Consider the following 19422-nt stretch of genomic DNA (forward strand, 5'->3'; position numbering starts at 1 on the left):
CAGCATGAGTCCACAAACCCCTCGGGCCAACTCGACCCTGATGGCCAACGCCTTGCGCGTGCTGGCGATGGACGCGGTGCAGCAGGCCAACTCGGGTCATCCCGGCGCACCGATGGGCATGGCCGAGACGGCAGTCGCGCTGTGGAGCCGGCATTTGCGCCACGATCCGGCCGATCCGCACTGGCCCGGCCGTGACCGTTTTGTGCTGTCGAACGGCCATGCCTCGATGCTGCTGTATGCGCTGCTGCACCTGACCGGTTATTCACTGCCGATGAGCGAGCTGCGGCAGTTCCGCCAGTTGCACAGCTGCACGCCGGGCCATCCCGAGCGGGGCCACACACCGGGGGTCGAGACCACCACCGGCCCGCTGGGCCAGGGTCTCGCCAACGCCGTGGGCATGGCGCTGGCCGAGAAACTGCTGGCCGACGAGTTCAACCGGCCCGGGCACACCGTCGTCGACCACCGCACCTATGTGTGCGTCGGCGACGGCTGCCTGATGGAAGGCATCAGCCACGAGGTCTGTTCGCTCGCCGCCGCCTGGCGGTTGCACAAGCTGGTGGTGCTCTACGACGACAACGGCATTTCGATCGATGGCCCCGTCGGCCCCTGGTTCCCCGACGACACGCCGGCCCGCTTCCGGGCCTATGGCTGGCACGTCGTCGGCCCGCTCGACGGCCACGATGTCGAGGCCGTCGATGCCGCGCTGGTTGCCGCGCATGCGTGCGACGACCGACCCACCTTGATCGTCTGCCGCACGCAGATCGGCCGCGGCTCGCCGCAGCGCGCCGGCACCGCCAAGGCGCATGGTGAAGCGTTGGGCGCGGCCGAGGTGCAACACACGCGAGAGGCGCTCGACTGGTCGCATCCGCCGTTCGAAATCCCCGCCCCGGTGTACACCGCGTGGAATGCGCGGGCCCGTGGCGCCGAGCTGCGCCGCGGGTGGCAAGGGCGCATGGCGGCCTATCGGCAACAGCATCCGCGGCTGGCCGCCGAACTGGAGCGGCGGCTGCGCGGCGAACTGCCGGCCGACTTCCAGGAAAGCCGCTTGTCGCTGCTGGCCCAGTTCGGCCAGGCGCGCGAGGCGGTCGCCACCCGCAAGGCCTCGCAGCAGGCGCTCGCGGCGCTGGCGCCGCGTTTGCCCGAGCTGCTGGGCGGGTCGGCCGACCTGACCGGCTCCAACCTGACCGACTTTCCCGGTTGCGGCGCCGTGCGCGGCGACACGCCGGGTGGGCGCCACGTGCACTACGGCGTGCGCGAGTTCGGCATGGCCGCGATCATGAACGGCGTGGCGCTGCACGGTGGCTACATCCCCTATGGCGGCACCTTTCTCACCTTCAGCGACTACAGCCGCAACGCCTTGCGCATGGCGGCGCTGATGCAGTGCCGGGTGGTGCATGTCTACACACACGACTCGATCGGCCTCGGCGAAGACGGCCCGACCCACCAGCCGGTCGAGCACGCGGCCAGCTTGCGGCTGATCCCCAACCTCGACGTCTGGCGGCCTTGTGATGCGGCCGAGACCGCCGCCGCCTGGATCAGTGCGCTGACCCAGCGCAGCCGCCCGACCGCCTTACTGCTGTCGCGCCAGTCCTTGACCGCGCAGTTGCGCACCGCCGAGCAGGTGGTCGCGATCGCGCGCGGCGCTTATGTCCTGAGCGACCGGGCACGGCCCCAGGCGGTGCTGCTGGCCACCGGCTCGGAGGTGTCGCTCGCGGTCGAAGCGCAGGCCGTGCTGGACGCGCGCGGTGTGCGGGTGCGGGTGGTGTCGCTGCCCTCCACCACCGTGTTCGACCGTCAGGACCGCGGCTACCGCGACGACGTGTTGCTGCCGGCCTTGCCGCGCATCGGCGTCGAGGCGGGCGTCACGCGCTGGTGGTCGCAATACGGCTGTGCGGCGGCACTCGGCCTGGACGGCTACGGCGCATCGGCGCCGGCAGCGCAGCTGTGGCCGCACTTCGGCTTCACCGTCGAGCGGCTGGTCGATCTGGTGCTGGCCCAGCTCGGCACGCTCGAGACAGAACTGCCGCGCCCATGCTGAGCCCCACCGCCATGCCCCCCTCGTTGCTCTGTTTCGATCTCGACGGCACGCTGGTCGACACGGCGGCGGGCATTGCTGCGGCCGTCAACGCCACGCTGGACGAACTGGGGCTGGCACCCCGCCCCCTTGACGAGATCCGCCAGCTGATCGGCGGCGGGCTGCGCGAGCTGATGCTGAAGCTGCTCGCGCGCCTGGCCGACGGGTCGCAAGGCGCCGTGGCGCTCGCGATGCCCCAGCACGCCGCGCTGACACGCCTCGACCATCACTATGCGCGCACCGCTGGCCATGACGCGGCGCCCTATCCGGGCGCGCTGGCGGCACTGGCACGTCTGCGCCATGCAGGCGTGCGGCTGGCCTGCGTCACCAACAAGGAAGCGCGCCACGTGCACCGGGTGCTCCAGACGGCGGGGCTCGATGGTTGTTTCGACCTGGTGATCGCCGGCGACACGCTGGCCCACAAGAAGCCGCATGCCTCGGTGCTGCGCCACGTGATGTGCGTGCTCGGCTGCCCTGCCCAGCGCACGGCCCATGTCGGCGATTCGCACATCGACGTGCAGTGTGCGCGGTACGCCGGTGTGGCGGCGTGGGCGGTGCCCTACGGCTACAACGCCGGGCTGCCGATCGAGACCGCGGCGCCGGACCGCGTCTTCGAGCACCTGCAACAGGTCGCGGACCACGTGCTGCAGACCGACCCGGCCACCCCGCTGCGGTGACCCGCCATGCTGCGTTGTGTGATCTGGGACATCGATGGCACGGTGGCCGAAACCGAACGCGACGGCCACCGGGTCGCCTTCAACCTCGCCTTCGCATCGCTGGGCCTGCCGTGGCGCTGGGACATCGAGCACTACGGCGGCTTGCTCGGCGTGACGGGCGGTTATGAGCGCCTGCTGTTCGACATGCAGGCGCGCCCCGACGCACCGCCCACGGCCGACGAGCGCGAAGGCCTTGCGCGCGAACTGCACCGGCGCAAGAACCGCTATTACACCGGCGAGGTGCTCGCGGGCGGCATGCCGTTGCGGCCGGGCGTGCGCGAGTTGATGGACGAGTGTGCCGAGCAAGGGGTGAAGCTGGGGATTGCGACCACCACCGGCCGCGCCAACGTCGACGCACTGCTGCGCGGCGCTCTCGGCGCCGGCTGGCGCGCGCGCTTCGACGCGGTGGTGTGCGCCGAAGAGGCGCCGCTGAAAAAGCCGCACCCGCAGGTGTACCGGCTGGCCCTGCAGCAACTCGAATGTGCCCCCGGCGACGCGGTGGCGGTGGAGGACGCGCCGAACGGGCTGGCGGCGGCACAGGCCGCCGGCATCCCGACCCTGGTGACGCGCAGCCTCTACTTTCGCAACGGCACCTTCGACGCGGCGTTGGCCGTCTGCGATGACCTGACCTGGCCGCAGCGCGTCTCGCTCGATCTGCTACGGCGGTGGTTGCAGCGCTGGCAGCCGGCCATGGCTTCGCGCTGAGCGCGCAGCGCCGTGCAGCCCGCTGAAAAACGGGCGGCTCCGCGAGATTTGTCGCAGACGCCGTGGCATCGGGCCCCGCGACGGCGCGAGCGCTCACCGACAATGACGTCACCCTTTCCTCCGGCACCCGTCACGATGTCGTCGTCTCCTCTCGCCCGCCGGGTGTCCCAGCGGCTCCTGTCGCTGTTGTGTCTGTTGCCCTGGCTGGCCAGCCCGCTTGCGCTGGCCGAGCCGGTCCCGCTGTTCGCCAATCCCGTCTACGACCGCAACTTTCCCGATCCCTTCGTGTTGCCGGCGGCGGGCGGCTACTGGGCCTATGCGACCAATGGCAACGGCCACCAGGTCCAGCTGGCCTACAGCTGCGACCTGGTGCGGTGGGAAGCGCGGCCCGACGCGCTGCCGACCCTGCCGGCCTGGGCGGCCAGCGGCCACACCTGGGCCCCGGAAGTGTTGCCGGTGGCCGGCCGCTACCTGATGTACTACACCGCGCGCGACCGCGCCACGCAGCGGCAATGTGTCGGCGTGGCCGAGGCCGACGCGCCGCAAGGACCGTTCCGCGACGATCGCGACGGGCCGCTGGTGTGCCAGCCGGACGAGGGCGGCAGCATCGACGCCAGCGCGGTGCGGGCCGCCGACGGCAGCCTTTATCTCTATTGGAAGAACGACGGCAATGCCGTGGGCCAGCCGACCTGGCTGTATGGCCAACGGCTCGGCGCCGACGGCAAGACACGGGTGGGACGACCGCAACGTTTGCTGCGCAACGACACCGCCTGGGAAGGCCGTTTGATCGAGGCGCCCACGGTGTTCGCGGCCGACGGCCGCTACTACCTGCTCTATTCCGCCAACGACTACGCCGGCTCGCGTTACGCGGTCGGCTATGCGGTGGCCGACCAGCCGCTCGGACCCTATACCAAGGCCGCGGGCCAGCCCATCCTGGCGAGCGAGGGAGAGGTCTCGGGCCCCGGGCACCAGTCGGTGGCGGTCGATGCCGAGGGCCGGCATTGGCTGTTCTATCACGCCTGGACGCAGGGCCTGGAGGGCGACCCGCGCGGCCGGCGCTCACTGCGCGTCGATCCGCTGCGCTTCGACGGCGCTCGGTTGCAACGGGTGCACACCAGCCTGGCGCCACAGCCGGCGCCGGCCGTGCCGTCCGACTCGAACTGCCCGGCGTCCGCACCACCTGCTTGGGTCACGTCGAGCCCGTCTGACGTCGGCGCGCCATAGGACGAACCGTTCGGCCTTGCGACGGCCGCGCGCAGCGACGCCAGTGGAAGCGACTGTTTCAGACGTGACGCCAGGTTGAGCGAGGGCGACGCGCCGTGTCTCGGCTCGAAGACCCGTCTTTGCGGCATGCGGCCAGCGCCGGCGCGCCCAAAGCGCCGGCCCCGACCGACAGGCCTAGCGATGCCATGCGTCGTTCACGGCTGCGCTTTCAAGCATTTCACGACGTCTTGTTGCCGGTCGGCCCCCTGCTCATCAGCCTTGCGTCAGCGCACAACACCGACACTCGGGCTCGCCGTCGCCGAGGCGCTTCCCCGCGCCGTGCGCGACGCATTGCAGCGACAAGACGAAAGGACCTCCGATGTCGAGCCCTCCCCTGCGCCGGGCGGCCTGCTGGCCCCTGGCCTTGCTGGCATCCCTGTTGACCGCCTGTGGCGGTGGTGACGCCAGCACTGCCGAGTCCTCCACCGCCGCACCTGCCGCGACACCCGCGTCGGCCCCGTCGCCGGCGCAACGGCACGCCCAGCCCTTGTTGCACAGCGCCGACGACGCGGAAGACCGGCGCGCCTGGCATCACGGCATCGAAGCGGTGCCGGCGGCCGAGGGCAGCTACCTGATCTTCTTCAGCAGTTCGGGCGTGCCGCCCACCGGGCCCGACGAAAGTGGTGCGTGGACACACGACGTCTACTTCTCGAGCTGGCATCCCAACGAACGGCGCATCAGCGCGCCGATGCCGTTCATTCACAAGCCGGAGGCGCAGGAGCCGGTGTCGGCCGCCAAGAGCGGCGACGGTCACATCATGCTGAGCTTCGAGGACGGCTGGGAAAGCCCCGACCAGGTCAGCCAGCGCTACGGCGTCTATGACGCGTCGCTGCGGCCGGTCGCGCCCTACCCTCAGGTGGTCGAGCACGGCGGTCACTCCGGCCATGTGGCCGCGACACACGACAAGTTCGTGGTGTTCTATTCCGACGGCTGGATCGACGGCGGCGGTGTCGACGACCTGGGCACCGGCAACGGCGTCTATGCCAAGGTCTACGACACGCGCGGGCGCTTGCTGCACGACGTCAACGTGGTGCACGCCGAGCGCGAGTGGTGGCCGATGGTGGCCGCGTCGCCGCGGCGCGCGCTGCTGGTGTGGCAGCAGTACGTGCCGGGCCAGCTGCACGCGCGCCTGCGCACCGCGGTGCTCGACCCGGCCAGCGGCACCGTGTCGGCCTACCGCACCATCGAGTCGTCGCTGCGCTATTACACCTACAAGGTGCAGTACGTCGCGGCGATCCGCCGCTTCCTGGTCACCGGCACCACCGAGGCCGGGCGCGGTTTTGCGCACTTGCTCGACGAGGCGGGCCGCACCACCGCGTCGCTCGACTGCATGCCGCCCATCGTGCGCGAGGCCGGCATCGCGGTGCACGAGCGCAAGGCCTACACGCCGTCGGGCGAACGGCGTTTGCTGCACCTGTCGTTGACGCCGACCTCGATCGCGTTGACCGGCGTGCAGCCGTCGCCGCTGGCCTGGTCGTACACCGGCAGCGTCGGGCTGATGCGCGGTGCCAACAAGGTGCACTGGGTGTCGCTGGGCCGGCGCGGCATCGAAGAGGCCGACTTCGACCTCACCCAGGCGGCGCCGCCGTCGGCCGAAGACCTCTGCGGCTGACAGCGGCGTGCTCCGTCACGGGGCTGCGGGCAGCCCGGCCGGGGCTGCCTCGGACGGCCCGGCCGGCGTGCCCGCGGGTGCTCCGCAGGCATGGCAGAACTTCGAGAACGCGCTCTTGCGGGCGTCGCAGCGCCCGCAGTGGTCGTGCAGGCCGATGCCGCAATGGGGGCAGTAGTCGTTGGCGGGGTCCTTCAGGTCGACCGGTCGCTCGCAACCCGGGCACACCCCCTTGGCGAGCCGCGCCAGCGCCACGTCGTAGCCCAGTTCGGCGCGCCGGCGCGTGTCGGGCAGTTGCTCGGCTGCCTTCTGGCGCTCGAGGTAGCGCTGCAGGCCGAGGATGGCCTTGCGGCCGACCAGCACCGTGACGACGATGCCCACCGCATAGCGGACAAAACCGCCATAGCTCGGCAGATAGGGCACCAGCTCGACGAAAAACGCGAACAGCGCGAAGAAGATGAAACCCCAGACGAAGGGCCAATAGAGGCTGCCGCGCTTGCGGGCGAACAGCCAGCCGGCCACGCCCAGCAAGGGCAGGGTCAGCGCGAGGCGGTAGCCGAACACGCGCAGTTCCTGGCGGCGCCACTGCGCTTGCAGCTGCTCTTCGGCGGCCTGCTCGAGCGTCTGCAGCCGCTGCTGCGCACGCGCCTCGGCCTGGCGCGCGTTCAGTTGGGTCTGCTGCTGCGCCTCGACCACCCCCTGGGCGCGCCGCTCGCGCGTGCGCAGTTCGTCGAGCGCGCGGGTCCGGGCGATCAACTCCGGGTCTTGCTCGGCGCGCTCGGTGGCGCGCCGGGTGGCGATCCAGTGATTGAAGGTTTCGCGCGCCGCGGCCACGTCCGCCGTCGCGACGCGCAGCTTCAGTTCAGCCTGTTCGAGCGCCTGGCCGGCGTCTTCCTGGGCTTTCCTCGCGGTCTGGACGGCGGCACGCGCTTCGGCGGCGGCGGGTTTGTCGATGAAGTCGTCGAGGCTGTAGCGCTGCTCGACCTGCGGCAGTTTCTCGACGATGGTGCCGCCGAGCCCGATCAGGAACGACGCGAACACGGCCGCCACCAGCCACAGGCCGCGGCGAAACCATTTTTCCGACAACCTCAGGGCTTTGCTCATGGAAGGATGAATGTGTGGGGTGGCGAGGTCAGCGCCGCCGCGCGGCGCCCGCGGCGGGCACGGGCGCGCCGCTTTGCAAACGGGCCTCGATCTCGGCAAGCAGCCGGGTTTGCTCGTCCGGCGTGGTGATGCGGCAACGCGAGAAGCTGTCGCCGTGCAACTTCACGTCGGCATACAGATCGTCGGCCTCGACGTGAAAGTGCAGGAAGGCCTTGGACTTCAGATAGAAGCAGCCGGCCGATTTCTCGACCAACGCGGCCTGACCGCGCAGCGCTTGTAGCAAGCTATCGAGACGGCGCAGTGCCGCCAGGTCGGCATGTTGCATCTGGCTCCCTCCGGGCTGCGGGACGGACCCTCGCCCGTGCCCTGTCGATTCGACGGTCCGGCCTCGCCGGACGGCGCGCGTCTCGGCGGGAACGGTCAGTGCCCGGTCAAACGCTTCAGCGCCTGCCAGATGATAGGGGGCGTCGCGAGCTTGGCGGCCGTCTTGAAGTTGTGCACGGTCTCGTTGAACAGGAACAACGAGGTGTTGCGGCGTTCCCGCTCGCGGCGCGCCAGGCGGTACGAGTAGTAGTAGCAGGCGACCGAGCGCCGGGTGCGGCCTTCGGGCGCCTGCAGCGGATGCGGATGGCCGTGGTAGCTGATGTCGCTGTGGCGCATCAGGACCGTGCGACCGAAATCGGGCGGGATGCTGCGCACGCACTGCTTGCCCTCGGCATCCCACAGCTCCAGTGCGCCGCCCCATTCCGGGTTCCACTGCTCGTTCAGATAGGTGATCAGCACCATCTCGTTGTCGAGCCCGGTGCGCGGATGGCGGTTGAAGTCGCGGTGGATGCCGAAGCGGCCACCGTTGCGGGTTTCGTGCAGGCCGCCACCGTACAGCTTGGGGTCGGTGATCAGGTCTTCGACACCCGACACCGTCGACAGCAGGTCGAGGAAATACGGCGAGTTGACCAGGCTGAAATAAAGCTTGGCCGCCGGGCCCAGGCGGGCGCCGGGCGTGGAGCGGTGGGTCAGCTCCTGCTGGCTTTTCACGACGCGCCAATCCTGCTCGCGGCAGTCGTCGAACTCTTCGGCGATGAGACGCAGCAGTTGCGGCGAAAACAGGCCGTCGATCACCAGGTGCGGGAAGGGCTTGGCCTCGCGCATCTGCTCCGCCAGTTGCTGCACATATGCAGGACTGGACAAATCAGGACTCAGCAGATCGGCGAACGCGAGCTGCCGCCCGCGGATGCTGACGAAGCTGCCGGAGCTGCTGCTCGTCGGTTCAGGCGGCAGGCCGAGAGCGCCGGGCAGTGGGGAGACCGCAAGGTGGAGGCTCATGGGTGGCGACGACAGGGCCAATGTACGAAGGCCCCGATGGTGACATGTGTGTGGACATGTCAGGTCACCGGATGTCCAATCTTGGCCCCCTTCCATCGTCGCTCCCCCCGACTTGGGGGGCTGGTCGGTCGGGTCCGCGCGACACCTCCTATGGGTCACGGAAGGAGTGCGTCGGGACGGCAGACGAGGTGCACCGATCGAGGCCAGGGCACGGAAACAGGCGGTGTCAGAGGCGGCGCGAGACCCATGCGGGCCAGCGTAACCACCCACTATCGCTGCAGCGCGCACTCAGAAAGAGGCCAGTGTTTTCAGTGCCGCTCGCCGCGGTCTCCAGACCGGGCACGACCGTGAGCGGTTACTTTCTAGAACAACCTCGCCCCGCGCTGCCCGCCGGGCGGGCGACGCAAGCGTCGCAGAGGTCGGGGCCGGGGCGCACCCGGCTCCGACCTCCGCCCCCGGTGGGGAGCGGTCCCCGCCGGGTACCGATCAGGGCTGCGATGCAGCGACCACCGGGTCCACCCAGCCGCCGCCCAGCGCCTTGAACACCGCCACCGTCGCGGCCAGCTGGGCTTGCCGGTTGTCGACCGTGCGCAGGCGTGCCGTGTTGGCGGTGCGTTGCGCGTCGAGCAGCTCCAGGTAGGCGGAGTAGCCGACGTCATAGCGCTGCTGCGCCACCTGCAAGGCGCGCAGTGCGGCCTTTTCGCTGGCCTCGACATCGGCCTGCGACTCGCGCGCGGCGCGCAGATTGGCCAAGGCGTCGGCGACGTCCTTGAACGCAGAGTGCACGGCGCCCTGGTAGGCGGCCACCACTTCACGTTGGCGCGCCTCGGCCTGCTCGGTCTGCGCGGCACGCCGGCCGGCGTCGAACAGCGGCAGCGTCAGGCCGAACCCGACCGACCAGATGCGCGCCCCGCTCTTCAACAGGTCCGACAGCTCGGCGCTTTCGCCGCCGGCCAGGCCGGTCAGCGACAGCTGCGGGAACATGGCCGCCTTGGCCACGCCGATCTGGGCGTTGGCCGACACCAGCTGCTGTTCGGCCTGGCGCACGTCGGGCCGGCGCGCGAGCAGCTCCGATGGCAGCCCCGCCGGCGGCACGGGCGGCAGCGGCAGCGTCTGCAGCCGCCCGCCGGCCAGCTCGAGGCCGGGCTGAGCGGTCAGCAGGCCCAGTTGCGATTGCGCCAGCGAGCGTTGCCGTTCCAGCTCGCGCAACTGCAGCGCGGCATCGGCCCGCAGCGATTCGGCCTGGTCGACGTCGAGGCGTCCGCTGGCGCCGCCCTGCAGGCGCACGCCGAGCAGGCGCACCGCCTCTTCGCGGGTCTTGAGCGTCTCACGCGTCAGGACAATCTGCTCGTCCAGCATGCGCAGCGAGAAATACGCCTGGGCGACCAGGCCGGCGACGGTCTGGCGCACGACTTCGCCCGCATAGCCGCTCGCCAGCGCCTCGGCACGCGCGGCCTCCGACGCACGCCGCAAGCGGCCCCAGAAATCGAGTTCGAACGAGGTCGACGCGGCAAGCCGGAAGTTGTTGCCAACGGTGCCGCCGCCCGGCAAACCGGTGGCGCCGCTGGTACGCCCACGCGCGGCGTTGGCGCCGAGATCCAGGCTGGGCCACTGGGCGGCGTTGGCCTGGCGCACCAGCGCCTCGGCCTGCTCGACCCGGGCGACGGCCTGCAGCAGGTCGGCGTTGCGCGCCAGCGCGGTGTCGACCAGCGTGTCGAGCTGCGGGTCGCCGAACAAGCGCCACCAGGTCGGCGAGACGGTGGTGGGCGCGCCGGCCGCCGGCACCGCCGCCGCGTCGGCCGCGTAGGCCGGTGGCAGCGTCACGTCGGGGCGCCGGTAGTCGGGCCCCAGCGCGCAGCCGGCCAGGGTGAGGGCCGTCAGCACGGCCGGGGCGACGCGAGTGTGCAAGCGCGTCTTCATACCGGAACCTCCTCGGTGGCACCAGGTTGGTGGCTGTGCTGCGGGCGCGGCTTGCGGGCCAGCAGTGCGAAGAACAGGGGCACGAAGATCGGTGCGACGAAGGTGGCGATCAACATGCCGCCCACCACGCCGGTGCCCATCGACTGCCGCGCCGCGGCGCCGGCCCCGGTGGCCAGCATCAGCGGCAACACGCCGAAGACGAAGGCCAGCGAGGTCATCACGATGGGACGGAAGCGCAGCCGCGCCGCTTCACGCGCCGCTTCGGCCGCACTCTTGCCGTGCTCCATGCCCTGCATCGCGAACTCGGCGATCAGGATGGCGTTCTTGGCCGCCAGGCCGATCAGCACCACCAGGCCGATCTGGAAGTAGATGTCGTTCTCCATGCCCCGCAGCATCACGAACAGCAGCGCACCGGTCAGCGCGAACGGCACCGCCAGCACCACCGCCATCGGCACCCCCCAGCGTTCGTAGAGCGCGGCCAGGATCAGATAGACCATCACCAGCGCGAACCCGAAGGCGAAGATCGATGCGCTGCCAGTGCGCTTTTCCTGGAAGGCCTGGCTGGTCCACTCGTAGCCGTAGCCGGGCGGCAACGTTTCGCGAGCCACCTGCTCCACCGCGGCGATCGCGTCGCCGGAGCTGAAGCCCGGCTTGGCGCTGCCCATCACCTTGGCCGCGATGTAGGAGTTGTAGCGTTCGATCTGCTCGGCCCCGGTGACCGTGTCGACGCGGATCAGTGCCTTCAGCGGGATCATGTTGCCGCTGGTGATCGAGCGCACATAAAGCCGGCCCAGGTCTTCAGGCTTGGAACGATACGGCGCGTCGGCCTGCATCGTCACACGATAGGTGCGGCCCGACCGGTTGAAGTCGTTGACGTAGAGCGAGCCCATCTGCGCCTGCAGCGCATTGAACACTTCGTTGACGGGCACGCCCAGCGCCAGCGCCTTCTCGCGGTCGACCTCGACCTTCAGCTGCGGCACGGTGGGCCGGTAGAAGGTGTTGATCCCAGTCAGCGCAGGATGCTTGGACAAGGCCGCGATGAACTCCTGGGTCACTTCGGCCAGCCGCTTGGGGTCCGACTCGGTGCGGCCCTGCACGTAGACCTCGAAGCCGCCCGCCTGCCCCAGCCCCTGGATGGCCGGCGGATTGAACGCGAAGGCGATGCCGTCGTTGAGGCCAAAACCCATGCCGCTCATCTGTTGCGCCAGCTCCTGGGCGGTTTGCTGACGCTTGTCCCAGGACTTCATCGGCACGAAGATGGTCGCGGCGTTGCTCTTGCTGCCGCCGCCGATCAGATCGAAGCCGTTGACGATGAAGAAGTGCTCGATGGCCTCGTTGCCGCTGTTCATCAGCCGCAGCTGCTCAGTCGTGCGGCTGGTGCGCTCCAGCGTGGCGCCGTCGGGCAGCACCACGGCACCGATGATGTAGCCCTGGTCCTCGCCCGGCACGAAGCTGCTGGGCACCTTGTTGAGCATCCAGCCCGCCGCCGCCACCATCAGCAGGAACGCGAACACCGCCGCAATGCGCCGCTTGAGGACAAGATTGACACCCCCCAGGTAGCGCCGCGTCGTCCAGTCGAAGAAGCGGTTGAACGGCGCGAAGAAGCGCTCGCTGCGCGTCACGCCGTCGTGGTGCGGCTGGAGCAGCAAGGCGCACAGCGCCGGCGTCAGCGTCAGCGCGACCACGCCCGACAGCACCACCGCGATCGCCACCGTGACGGCGAACTGGCGATACAACTGGCCGGCGATGCCGCCCATGAAAGCCACCGGGATGAACACCGCGCACAGCACCAGCACGATGCCGACGACCGCACCGGAGACCTCGCGCATCGCCTCGATGGACGCCGCGAAGGCGCTCATCTTCTCTTCGCGCATCAAGCGCTCGACGTTCTCGAGCACGACGATGGCATCGTCAACCACGATGCCGATCGCCAGCACCATCGCGAACAGTGTCAGCGTGTTGATCGAGAAGCCGAACAGCCACAGCCCGGCGAAGGTGCCGATCAGCGACACCGGCACCGCCAGCATCGGGATCAGGGTGGCGCGCCAGGTCTGCAGGAACACGAACACCACCAGCAGCACGATCACGGCCGCTTCGATCACCGTCTTGACCACCTCGCTGATCGACGCCGACACGAAACGTGTGGTGTCGTAGGGGATCAGGTAGTCGACGTCTTCGGGGAAGGTGTCGCGCTTGAGCTCGGCCATGCGCGCCTTGACCGCGTCGCCGACGTCGAGCGCGTTGGCGCCCGACTGCAGGAACACCGCCAGCGCGATGGCCGGCTGGCCGTTGACGCTGTTGGAGGCGTCGTAGCTCTGCGCACCCAGCTCGATGCGGGCGACGTCCTTCAGGCGCAGCACACCGTTGGGCCCGGTGGCACGCACGATGATGTCGCCGAACTGCTCGGGCGCCACCAGCCGGCCTTGTGCGGTGACGGTGTAGACCAGGTCCTGGCCTTTGGGCGCCGGCTCGGCGCCGATCTTGCCGGCGGCGTACTGGGCGTTCTGTCCGTTCACCGCGGCGGCGATGTCGGCCGTGGTCACACCCAGCTGCGCCATCCGGTCGGGCTGCAGCCACAAGCGCATCGAATAGTCTCGGGCGCCGAAGATCTGCACGTCGGCGGCGCCGGGGATGCGCTTGAGTTCGTCGAGGACGTTCTGCGTGGCGTAGTTCGACAGAAACAACGAGTCGTAGGTGCCCTTGGGCGAGTTCAGGCCCACCACCAGCAGGAAGTTGTTGGACCGCTTGGCCACCACCACACCATTACGCCGCACCTCGTCGGGCAGGCGCGGCGCGGCCAGCTGCACGCGGTTGTTGACGTTGAACGTGGCCTTGTCAACGTCGGTGCCGACCTCGAAGGTGGCGGTGATGACGGTCTGGCCGTTGGACGAAGAACTGGAGCCGAAATACAGCAGGTTCTCGACGCCCGACAGTTGTTCCTCGATGGGGCCCGCAACGGTTTTGGCCAAAGTTTCGGCCGAGGCACCGGGATAGGTGGCGGTGATCGTCACCGTCGGCGGTGCGATCTCGGGGTATTGCGCGATCGGCAGGATCTTCAGCGAGACCAGCCCTGCCAACACGATGATGATGGACAGGACCGCCGCGAAGATCGGCCGTTCGATGAAAAACTTCGAAGACATGCTCGCTCCCGTCTCACTGGGCCGAAGCGGCCGGTGCAGCGGACCCGGCGGACGCGGGTGCGGCAGCCGAGGCGCCGGCAGCGGCGGGGACCGCACCCTGAGGCGCCGCCGGCTGCACCGGTGCGCCCGGCCGCAGCTTCATCAGGTTGTCGACGATCACCTGGTCGCCAGCGTTCAAGCCGCTGCGCACCACCCAGTCGCCGCCGTTCCAGGTGCCAACCTGCACCGGCGTCGGCGTGGCTTTGCCGTCGCGCACGGTCCAGACCATGCTGCCCTGGTCGGTCTGCATCACGGCCGCCTTGGGCACCACAAAGGCCTGCACCTCACCGGCCACCACCTGCGCCCGCACGAACTGGCCGGGCAGGATGGTGAGATCGGGGTTAGGAAACTCGGCGCGCAATTGCACGGTGCCCACGCGGGGGTCGACACTGGAGCCGGCGAAGTTGAGCCGCCCTTGTGTCGCCAGCGGCTTGCCATTGGCATCGAGCAGACGCACTTGGGCGTTACGCCCGCCGCGCAGCTGTGACAGCTCCGACTCCGAGAACGAGAACCGCACCCACAGCGGGTCGGTCTGGATCACGGTGGTCAGCAGGCTGTCGGCGCCGGGCGTGACCAAGGCGCCCTGCGATCTCTGAGACCGGCCGCTGATGCCGCTGATCGGCGCGGTGACCGAGGTGTAGGACAGGTTCAGCTCCGCCTCGCGCACCTGCGCTTGGGCCGCGGCCAATGCGGCTTCGGCCAGCCGCAGCCCGGAAGCGGCGTCGTCGTACTCGCGCTGGCTGATCGCCTGCTGTTCGGCCAGCGGCTTCAGACGCTGGGCCTCGCGGCGCGCCTGTTCGAGCTGGGCCTGCTGCTGCGCGAGGTTGGCGCGCGCCTGCTGCAAGGCGATCTCGAACGGGGCACGCTCGATGCGGTAGAGCGGCGCACCGGCCTTGATGCGCTCGCCTTCCTGGTACAGCTGGCGCTCGATCAGCCCGCCGACACGTGCGCGCACTTCGACTTCTTTCGAGCCTTCGGCCTGGCCGACGGCTTCGAGCGTGATCGGCACGGTCTGCAGCGCGACCTGGCGGACGGCGACCGGCATGGCCTGCGGCGGCCCGCCGGCGCCGTGATCCTGCGCTTGGGCATCACCGTTCTTCTGGCCACAGGCGGACAGCAATGCCGCGACAGCGACCGCCGAGACGACCAGCAGACGCGACGGATGACGGCAGAGCATGGGCGCCGACGACGGCGACGCGCCGCTGTGTGAGGAGAGGCGGAAATAAGCCATGGAATGAACCCGCGATAAAAACAGCCGACTGCCGCGACCCGAAGGTGGCGACAAACGGCGAGATATGGAAAACGCTTGGGAACTACAGCGACAGCCGGGCTATCATACATACATTCGTGTATGTATGTATTAAGCACACCTTAACATTCGCCATGGCGCGCCGCACCAAAGAGGAAGCTGAGCAAACCCGGCGCCAGATCTTGGCCGCCGCCCGCGAAACGTTTCACAGCCGAGGCGTGGGCAACACCAGCCTCGAGCACATCGCGCAAGCCGCAGGCCTGACGCGCGGTGCCATCTATTGGCACTTCGCCAACAAGGAACAGTTGTTCAAGGCCATGTGCCAGGAGGTCACCATCCCGCTGGTCGACCAGATGGACTACACCTTGCTGCAGGACCCGCACGCCGACCCCTTGCAACGGGTCGCGAACTTCCTGATGCAGTTCGTCGCCGCGCTGTCGCAGAACAGCAGCTTGCTGTCGACGATGGAGATCCTGAACTTCAAATGCGAGTTCGTCGGCGAGCTGGCGCGGGACCTGACCGACTATATCGAACGCAACGAAGAGTGCCTGGCGAAGCTACAGCAGGCGTATCTCGCGGCCAGTCGCGCGCAACAGCTGCGCCCGGGCCTGACACCCAAGCTGGCGGCGCTCGAGACCCTGGTGTTCCTGACCGGCTTGCTGCGGCTGCGCTTGCTGGGCGTTCCCGCCTTCCAGAAATGCCCCGAGCTGAAGGCCTTGATCGCGGCCCATGTGGACAGCCGCCGGCTGTGTTTGAAATCGGCCGGGTAAGACGGCTGTGGATGGCGCCGGGGTGCCGCACGGCGTGGTGCGGCCCGGGCCGCGCGAGACGTGCGAGTCCCGCGTGCGGCCCCCGCACTCGCCTGGTCAGGCGAGCATGAAGCCGAGGTTGCGACGCGAGGCGTCGAACTGGGTCAGGTTGGGGAAGATGTCGAGCAACTGGCCGTCGCTCAGGCCGAACCAGCGCCCCATCGTCGCGGCATATTGGTCGACCGAGATCTCCGGTAGCAGCGCGCCGTTGTTGCCGACCTGGTTGTCGCTCGTGAAATCGTTGCGCCCGTTGCTCAGCCCGTAGACGGGGAAGCGGCCGTAGACGTCACCGCCGCGCACCGCGCCGCCCATCACGAAATGGTGCGCGCCCCACCCGTGGTCGGTGCCGTCGCCGTTGCTGGTGAAGGTGCGCCCGAAGTCGGAGGCGGTGAAGGTGGTGACCTTGTCCTGCATGCCGATGCCGGCCAGCACGCTGTCGAAGTACGCCAGGCCGTGCGACAAACGGGCCATCAGGTCGCCGTGGTTGCGGTTCTGGAAGTCGTGCGTGTCGAAACCGCCCAGGCCTACAAAAAATACCTGGCGGCGCAGGCCCAGATTGCCGGCCGCGCCGATCATGCGGGCGACGATCTGCAACTGCTGGGCGAGCGGGTTGGCGGCCTTGGCGCCGGTGGCGGGGTTGTCGTACTGCAGCAGCGGGTCGTTCTGCCCGTTCATGCCCGGGGTGCCGTAGGGTGCGACGACACCGGCGCCCAGCGCCGCGCCGAGGGCCCGCTCGGCTTCGATGGAACGACGTGTGGTGTCGACGTAGGCCTGCTCGAGCAGATGGCCCGAGCGCGAGGTGGTGACGATGCGCTCGAGCGCCGCGCCGGCCACGGCCGAATCGAACAAGCGACGGTTCGAGTCGACGGCGAGGCGGATCGCGCCGTTGCCGCCGACCTGGTATTGCATCACCTCGCGGCCGGCCAGCCAGACGTTGTTGCCGTTGGCCGAGATGCTGGTGAACAGCGACTGGCTGCCGTTGCCGGCGTGCAGCAGGTCGGCCATGCGGCCGCCCCAGCCGGCGGTGGCCCCTTCGGGCGCCAGCGCCTGCCAGGTCGATTGCTGGTCATTGTGCGAAAACAGCTTGGCCGGCTTGGGATGGTTGGAGGCGGCGTACTGCGCCTTGCTGGTGGGCCGCAGCAGCGGGCCCACGTTGGCCACGACGGCCAGGCGCTGGTGCGTGTTGAACAGCGCCTGTGCCGACCCGAGCAAGGGGTGCAGCGCGAAGCTGCGGCCCGTCTGCACGGTGGCGGGCGTCAGCGCGAGCACACCGCCGAGGCGGTCGGGCGACATCACGGCCGCGCCGGGCACCGGCGACGTGCCGGGGGCACGCAGGGCGATGGCGTCGCCGCTGCCCTGGCGCACCTTGTTGTAGTTCTCCCATGACGCCGCGTCGGTGGCGAGCACCGTGTTGTAGGTGTCGTTGCCGCCGAACAGGAAGATGCAGACCAGCGCCTTGTAGTCGCCAGGCGCGGTCTGGGCCGCGGCGGCGCCGAGCGTGGCGAGGTTGAGGGCAAACGGCGAGGCGGCCGAGCCGGCCAAAGACAGGGCGCTGGCGCGGCGCAGGAACTGGCGGCGCGACGAATCGTGGTGATGCATACGGATCCTCGGCTTCACTTCTGGGCGATGAATTCGGGCGACACCAGGGCCAGGAACACGGCGGCCTGCACGCGTTTCGCCTTGGCCTTGTCGATCGCCTCCTGGTTGGTGCGGGTCGCATTGAGGACCGGGATCGGGATGCTTTCGACCGCCTGGCGAATCTCGTCGCGCAGCGTGCCGCCCATCTGCCCGCACACCAGCAGCTGATTCAGCCGCTCGACCAGTTCCGCCGGCCTCTCGACCAGCAGCAGTTCACGGCTGAAATCGAGCTGCACATCGCGCTTGGGCGCGCGGTAGTCGAGGCCGTGCTGACCGACACCGTTGCGCACCACGTCGAGCATGAAGTTGGCGTAGCCGGCGACGGTCGTTTCATGGGTGATCTGCATTTCAGGCGCCACCTGCCCGGCTTCGGCGAGCCGCGTGTTGGGCGGCACATAGCCGGGGCGGTAGAAGTTGAACACCGAGGGTGAGCGCATCGGCGTCTGGCCCAGCTGCGAGCCCGGGTTGTCGGTGCTGCCAATCAGATAGCTGCCGCTCGCCGAGCGGGCGCCGAAGGCGCGCAAAAAGGCGCTCAGCCGCAGCACCGGCTCGCGCAGCTTGCCGTAGCCAGGGTCGGCCGCCGCGTTGGCAGCGCGCGCTTCGGGGTCGAGCAGGACGGCCTTGACCACGGCCCGCATGTCGCCGCGCACGCCGGCACCGTTGTTGTTGAACGCCGCGGTCACCCGCGCCACATAGCGCGGGCTCGGGTTGCTGGTGACCAGCCGCTGGATCAGCTGCTTGCCGATGAAGGGGCCGACGTTGGGGTGTTGGTAGAGCGTGTCGAGCGCAGCATCGAGGCTGGCCTCGGGATCGGCGGACGCCGGCGCGGTGCGACCCAGGAAACGCTTGTCGAGCACCGAGTGGAACTTGGGGTAGGCGCGCATCGTGCGCCACAGCCGGTCCGGGTCCTGACACTGCGACCAACCATGGAAACAGGCGTCGTCACTGCGGGTGCTGTACCAGCTGAAACCCGTGAAGACGCGCGACAGACCAACGATGTCGTCGCTGTTGTAGCTCTCCTGCGGCCGGCCCTGCGCGCCGAGCACCGGAGTGCCGTCGGGGTTGAGGCGGTTCAGGCCGATCGAGAACAGCTGCATCACTTCGCGGGCGAAGTTCTGGTCGGGCACGCGGCCGGTGGTCGGGTCTTCCTTCTGGTTGCGCAGGTGCGACAGGTAGATGCCCATCATCGGATGGCGGGCCACCGCTTCCAGCAGATCGCGGTAGTTGCCGAAGGCGTGTTCGGCCAGGGTGTCCATGTAGCCGGCCACACCGCGCGGGCGTTCGGCCACGTTGCCGTCGACCATCGAGATCACGAAGATCTGCGACAAGGCATAGGCGACGCGCTGGCGCAGCTGGTCGTCGCCTTCGACCGCGCGCTTCCAGAAGGTGTCGAGCACTTCGCGCTGGCCGGCGCTGCGGTTGGGGTCCTGGCTCTTCAGGGTGGCGTCGACGCTGTCCCAGTATTGCCGGTGTGCCCAGCCGTTGCCGCGGCGAAACTGCTCGTCGAGCCAGCCGTGGTAGCCGATCTGCATCAGCGTCTCGACCTCGCGCTCGGTGGGGCCGAAGCTGGCCTGGGTCAGGAAGCGGGCGGCCTCCTGGCGCGTCGGCGGCATTTCGGCCACCGGCTGCTCGCGCTCCGGCGTGTCGTCACGGTCGCCGTCGCTGCCGCCGCAAGCGGCCAGCAGCAGGCAAAGCGACAGCGCGTGCAGCCGACGCGGGCGGCGTAGCGCGGCCCATGCGGAAGTGAGCGGTTTCAAGGGGGGGTCCTCCGGTGTTCGTGTCGTGGGCGCACAAGGCGCCAGCGGCCGGAGGCAGCTTCCATGCCACGCGAGG

At 69.3% G+C, this 19422-nt stretch carries 14 protein-coding genes; 6 read left to right on the forward strand and 8 right to left on the reverse strand.

Features of this window, described 5'->3' with window-relative positions; genetic code table 11:
- Positions 1-4 precede the first annotated feature (4 nt).
- The 5 genes from tkt to AAW51_RS25255 all read left to right on the forward strand — a co-directional run bounded on the left by tkt (position 5) and on the right by AAW51_RS25255 (position 6370).
- Positions 5-2038: a transketolase gene (gene tkt / locus AAW51_RS25235; RefSeq protein ID WP_047196827.1), complete on the forward strand. Its 2034-nt coding sequence runs from the start codon at positions 5-7 to the stop codon at positions 2036-2038.
- Entirely contained in the window at positions 2032-2751 is a 720-nt protein-coding gene (locus tag AAW51_RS25240) for an HAD-IA family hydrolase (protein ID WP_047196828.1), read from the forward strand. Before tkt ends, AAW51_RS25240 begins: the two co-directional genes overlap by 7 nt.
- Positions 2752-2757: 6 nt before the next feature.
- Positions 2758-3495, forward strand: coding sequence for an HAD-IA family hydrolase (locus AAW51_RS25245; RefSeq protein ID WP_047196829.1), 738 nt, complete (start codon positions 2758-2760; stop codon positions 3493-3495).
- A gap of 135 nt (positions 3496-3630) precedes the next feature.
- Positions 3631-4719 carry a glycoside hydrolase family 43 protein gene (locus AAW51_RS25250; RefSeq protein ID WP_083438565.1) on the forward strand — a complete coding sequence of 363 codons (1089 nt, stop codon included), beginning with the start codon at positions 3631-3633 and terminating at the stop codon, positions 4717-4719.
- Positions 4720-5077: 358 nt separating this feature from the next.
- Positions 5078-6370, forward strand: a complete 1293-nt coding sequence (locus AAW51_RS25255) for a hypothetical protein (protein WP_047196830.1) — start codon at positions 5078-5080, stop codon at positions 6368-6370.
- A 15-nt stretch (positions 6371-6385) separates the two neighbouring features.
- On the opposite strand, the gene AAW51_RS25260 is transcribed toward AAW51_RS25255, so the two are convergent.
- The 6 genes from AAW51_RS25260 to AAW51_RS25285 form a co-directional block, all read right to left on the reverse strand.
- Positions 6386-7471, reverse strand: a complete 1086-nt coding sequence (locus AAW51_RS25260; RefSeq protein WP_047196831.1) for a zinc ribbon domain-containing protein — start codon at positions 7469-7471, stop codon at positions 6386-6388.
- A 28-nt stretch (positions 7472-7499) separates the two neighbouring features.
- Positions 7500-7796, reverse strand: a complete 297-nt coding sequence (locus tag AAW51_RS25265) for a hypothetical protein (protein ID WP_047196832.1) — start codon at positions 7794-7796, stop codon at positions 7500-7502.
- Positions 7797-7891: 95 nt separating this feature from the next.
- Complete coding sequence (locus AAW51_RS25270) at positions 7892-8794, reverse strand: 2OG-Fe(II) oxygenase (RefSeq protein ID WP_053013897.1); 903 nt, start codon at positions 8792-8794, stop codon at positions 7892-7894.
- Between the two features lie 486 nt (positions 8795-9280).
- Positions 9281-10714 (reverse strand): efflux transporter outer membrane subunit, encoded by a 1434-nt coding sequence (locus AAW51_RS25275; RefSeq protein ID WP_047196833.1) that lies wholly within the window; start codon positions 10712-10714, stop codon positions 9281-9283.
- Complete coding sequence (locus AAW51_RS25280; protein ID WP_047196834.1) at positions 10711-13854, reverse strand: efflux RND transporter permease subunit; 3144 nt, start codon at positions 13852-13854, stop codon at positions 10711-10713. Before AAW51_RS25280 ends, AAW51_RS25275 begins: the two co-directional genes overlap by 4 nt.
- Before the next feature lie 13 nt (positions 13855-13867).
- Positions 13868-15070 carry an efflux RND transporter periplasmic adaptor subunit gene (locus AAW51_RS25285; protein WP_157360031.1) on the reverse strand — a complete coding sequence of 401 codons (1203 nt, stop codon included), beginning with the start codon at positions 15068-15070 and terminating at the stop codon, positions 13868-13870.
- Positions 15071-15276: 206 nt separating this feature from the next.
- Between AAW51_RS25285 and AAW51_RS25290 the strand changes: the two genes are divergently transcribed.
- Complete coding sequence (locus AAW51_RS25290; RefSeq protein WP_047196836.1) at positions 15277-15912, forward strand: TetR family transcriptional regulator; 636 nt, start codon at positions 15277-15279, stop codon at positions 15910-15912.
- Positions 15913-16008: 96 nt separating this feature from the next.
- On the opposite strand, the gene AAW51_RS25295 is transcribed toward AAW51_RS25290, so the two are convergent.
- Positions 16009-17550, reverse strand: a complete 1542-nt coding sequence (locus tag AAW51_RS25295) for a DUF1501 domain-containing protein (RefSeq protein ID WP_047196837.1) — start codon at positions 17548-17550, stop codon at positions 16009-16011.
- Positions 17551-17564: 14 nt separating this feature from the next.
- Positions 17565-19346, reverse strand: coding sequence for a DUF1800 domain-containing protein (locus AAW51_RS25300; protein ID WP_083438567.1), 1782 nt, complete (start codon positions 19344-19346; stop codon positions 17565-17567).
- Between the last annotated feature and the right edge of the window lie 76 nt (positions 19347-19422).

This window comes from Caldimonas brevitalea (assembly GCF_001017435.1).
GTDB classification, from domain to species: Bacteria; Pseudomonadota; Gammaproteobacteria; order Burkholderiales; family Burkholderiaceae_C; genus Caldimonas; species Caldimonas brevitalea.